This is a genomic window from Acinetobacter sp. YH12070 (assembly GCF_013419625.1).
GTDB classification, from domain to species: Bacteria; Pseudomonadota; Gammaproteobacteria; order Pseudomonadales; family Moraxellaceae; genus Acinetobacter; species Acinetobacter amyesii.
On record NZ_VOZT01000112.1, the window covers coordinates 1 to 4,023 of the forward strand.

General features: G+C 39.9%; 3 protein-coding genes and 2 pseudogenes. 4 read left to right on the forward strand and 1 reads right to left on the reverse strand.

Features of this window, described 5'->3' with window-relative positions:
* From FTU17_RS16940 to FTU17_RS16955, 4 genes and pseudogenes are all read left to right on the forward strand, one after another.
* Positions 1-93 (forward strand): annotated as a pseudogene (locus FTU17_RS16940) (IS1595 family transposase); the annotation flags it as partial.
* Between the two features lie 67 nt (positions 94-160).
* Positions 161-2,101, forward strand: coding sequence for an ATP-binding protein (locus tag FTU17_RS16945; protein WP_180136104.1), 1,941 nt, complete (start codon positions 161-163; stop codon positions 2,099-2,101).
* A gap of 175 nt (positions 2,102-2,276) precedes the next feature.
* Complete coding sequence (trmB, locus tag FTU17_RS16950; protein WP_180023891.1) at positions 2,277-2,993, forward strand: tRNA (guanosine(46)-N7)-methyltransferase TrmB; 717 nt, start codon at positions 2,277-2,279, stop codon at positions 2,991-2,993.
* A 44-nt stretch (positions 2,994-3,037) separates the two neighbouring features.
* Positions 3,038-3,367: pseudogene (locus tag FTU17_RS16955) on the forward strand (transposase); the annotation flags it as partial.
* Between the two features lie 519 nt (positions 3,368-3,886).
* Here the strand turns inward: FTU17_RS16955 and FTU17_RS16960 are convergent.
* The coding region (locus tag FTU17_RS16960) for an IS3 family transposase (protein WP_002059989.1) at positions 3,887-4,023 on the reverse strand (137 nt) is incomplete at its 5' end.

Here is a 4,023-nt window from a genome sequence, read left to right on the forward strand (position 1 = left end):
GAGTATTTTGATTATCATCTTAAAGAAACAGAATGGCGTTGGATGAGGGAGCCTAATGAGCTAGCAACAGAGTTGTGGGACCTCATTAGGTAAAACTAAGTGCAAATCTGCTAGTCTAGAGCCTTTTAAATTGTGGATACACAAAATTGGGGGAATTTTGATGGTTTGGTTTTGGTCACGACACTGCATTCAAGCAAATCGGCTGCTGGTCTTAGCGAGTCTATTTTGCCTGCTATGTTGTATCGCTATACCCAGTTTTGCCAATGCCACCCCACAGATCTCAAGCAGTCATTGTCCTGTTGAAATTACCCATATTGCCACAGCTAAAAGCGCTGTCGAGCAAGAGCGCCCACGTACAGGTTGGCAAAATCTGCAAAAGCTTCCAGACACTTGGAATAAACGTTGGCCGGATTATCATGGTATCGCTTGGTACAAAATCCAATTTAAGTTGAACTGTGACCTCCATCAGTTAAATCAACCCATTGCTATCGCTATACAAGGCATCACCCAAAGTGGACGGGTTTATATAAACGATGCCCTACTTTGGCAAGATTATATTTCAGCAGAACATTTTTCGCGAAGCCAACATCAACCTAGACTATTGAACTTGCCTAGCTCAAGTTTAAAGCAAGGTGTAAATACCATTTGGGTGCAAGTGTATGGTTCGGTGACCCAAAAATCAGGACTCAGTTCAGTTCAAATTGGGGAATACCCGCAAGTCTATGACACCTTTAAAATTTGGTTACTCGAACAACGACAATTAGTCGAACTCAATACGATGATTAATTTCGTCGTGGCTGTGTTCTTTTTTTTAGCATGGCTCGCCAATCGTAATGAAAGAGCTTACTTATGGTTAACCATCACTGGTATGTGTTGGGTGTTTTATAGCCTGTGTATTATTTTTAATGGGCCAATTGCATTTCTAACCACCGTACAGATCGACCGTATGCAAAATATCATTTTCTGCTTTTATACGGTTTTTGGCTGTATTGGTGCATGGTATTTTGCAAACCACCCATTTCCAAAAATTCAGAAACTATTATTAAGTCTTGCCACCATCGCCGCTCTCTGTATAGGTTTTGCGCCAGAGGCTTATTTAAAAACCGTCATCCAAATTTGTTTTAGCTTCTTTGTTTTAGTCTTTGTGGCCAAATGTATTAGCTATCCGTACTTGGCGTATAAAGCCAAAATGGCCGAAACCTATTTGCTTGCAACGCTGTATCTGATTTATTTACCGATTGCGGTACATGATGCGCACTTTATGATGACCATGGAAGGTCATGCACTCTCGCCGTATACTGGGCCACTGACCACCCTCGTCTTGGGCGGTGTACTGGCTTTGCGTTTAGCTCGACATACCCGTCAAATTGAGCGTTTTAATAAGACCTTAACTGAAAATGTGCAACGAGCTGAACTGAAACTCGCGACCTCACTTGGTCAACAACATCAACTCGCGCTTGAAAATGCACGACTTCAAGAACGAATTCATTTATCTCATGACTTACATGATGGTTTAGGCGGATCAATTGTCCGTTCAATTTTATTGTTAGAACAAAATGACAAAATTGAAAAACCACAAATCATGTCGATGCTTAAACTATTCCGTAATGATTTAAGACAAGTCATCGATTCAGGTTCAAGTATAGGGACGAAAGTTCCAGACACCCCGATCGAATGGGCGGCGCCGATTCGCCATCGCTTTGTACAGCTCTTTGAAGAATTAGACATGAGCTCAAGCTGGAAATTTGCTGCAGAATGGATTCACTCACCCACTGCGACCCAATGTCTCAATTTGACTCGTGTCGCTGAAGAAACCCTAACCAATATTTTAAAGCACAGTCAGGCAAGCAAAGTTCAACTCAGTTTGTGCGAAACAGAGACTCAACTGATCTTACGTATTGAAGATAACGGTATCGGCTTCAACCCTGACGAAGTTGAACAAGGGCTACATGTTGGCCTCCATAGTATGCAAACACGAATCCATCGTATCGGTGGTGAATTTAAAATACAGTCACAGCCGGGTTGTACCGTTCTTGAGGCCATTTTACCGTTTAAACATGATGATACAGATAGTGAAGATCTTGACGATAAAATCGCCTAGCTTAATGTTATTTCATCGCTTTTGAGCTGAGTAATTCACTGTACATTGCAAATCCTCGGCACGGCTTCCGTCGGTGAGATTGAGCAAAAAGCGGATATATTCACGGTAAAAAATTTGACTTGTGCATCTCAGGACTTAAAATACCGCATTCGAATTTTTTACATTTGCCAAAGTTATGTCGAACGATCAATTAGACCAGCACGCTGTAGATCTGGATAATCTAAACGAACACCGTGAAATCGTGACGTTTATGCGCCGCTCTGCGCCACTTAATACTTCGCAACGTACTGCGCTGGAACAATATGGTCATCTAATTTTGGAATACCCTGTTGGTGATTTGCGTCAGCATTTTGAACACCCTGAACGCCCATTAACTGTAGAGATCGGTTTTGGTATGGGTCGCTCTTTGGTACTGATGGCAAAAGCAAACCCAGAACGTAACTTTGTCGGCATTGAAGTACATGTTCCGGGTATCGCTCAATGTGTGTATGAAGCAGGTCTTGCAGGGTTAACTAACCTTCGAGTATTGGATGCTGATGCCATCCAAGTGCTACGTGAAATGCCAGACAACAGTATTAACACTGTGCAATTATACTTCCCAGATCCATGGCAGAAGAAACGTCATTTCAAACGTCGTTTTGTATCTCATGACCGTATGCCATTGGTTGAAGAAAAATTAGAAATCGGCGGCACATTCCACTCAGCGACTGACTGGGAACCGTATGCTGAATGGATGATCGAAGTTCTTGAAGAACGCCCACGTCTTGAAAACCTTGCGGGTAAAGGCAATAGCTACCCTCGTCCAGACTGGCGTCCACAAACTAAGTTTGAACGTCGCGGAATTGAAGCAGGCCATAAAATTAATGACTTCATCTTCAAAAAAGTATATTAATTTTTGAATGAAGCAAAAAACCACCGTTAGCGGTGGTTTTTTTAGGCTTTGAACAAAGCCTAATTAAACTTTGCGTATTAGATTAGACAGATACGAATATCAATGATATTCCTTCAACCAATTGCAGAAGACAAACGCATATTGAGATGCACCTGCTTGTTGACACTGCTAGTTTGAAATTTTTAGGTGAATGGAAGCGGAAGAAACATCAGCCTGAATATCGCAGACAATGGTGTAAACTACATATTGGTATAGATGCTAAAACTCTGCAAAAACGAGCTATTCAACTCAAAATGAATAATGTCAGTGATTTGCAATTGCTTGAAGATTTAATTGATCAAATCCAATTAGATGAGCAGATTAGTTCGGTCTATTTTCAAGTCAGGTAAATGAAGATGCTCGTATAGCCGTTGAATAAATTTACAGAGTTAGCCCACACACCCAAATTGTAAATTAAAATAGAATAGGCTAGATTTAACTTTTAAGTCTTTGTACAACAAAGCTGTAGAAATATATTAAATATATTAGGGCCAAAATATCCCCCTACTAGCAAGAGCTGCAGGATAAAATCATTAGTTTTATAACCAACCATCTTGCCCAAGCTGTTCACATTTACCAAAGAAGAAGTAACTATGACATATCGAATAATAATATACTTTTTATCACTTAATTTTGTAGCATGTGCTAATCATGCTTGTTTTTCTAATATAATTTGTGAAAAACCTGTAGAGTACTATAATAAGCCAGCAATCAACTTATTTATAAAAAAAGATAATGAATATAGACTAATCAATCCACCAGATAATAAGATTGGATTTTATATTTCATCTAAAGAGTTTAATAATAATTTATACTGAACCGTACCGGGTTTGTCGGAGACATTTTTATTTAAGTTAGGCCACCTGACCTAACGGGTTAATCTTATCATAGTACATTGCTTCAAACTCAAAAGGCGATACATAACCCAATGCGCTGTGTACACGCTTTTTGTTGAACCAATCTACCCAATTTAATGTCGCAAGTTGTACAT

Bases quoted from the DNA above. Each gene is read 5' to 3' on its own strand.
- FTU17_RS16945 (WP_180136104.1), top strand. From the start codon at position 161: ATGGTTTGGTTTTGGTCACGACACTGCATTCAAGCAAATCGGCTGCTG.
- trmB (WP_180023891.1), top strand. From the start codon at position 2,277: ATGTCGAACGATCAATTAGACCAGCACGCTGTAGATCTGGATAATCTA.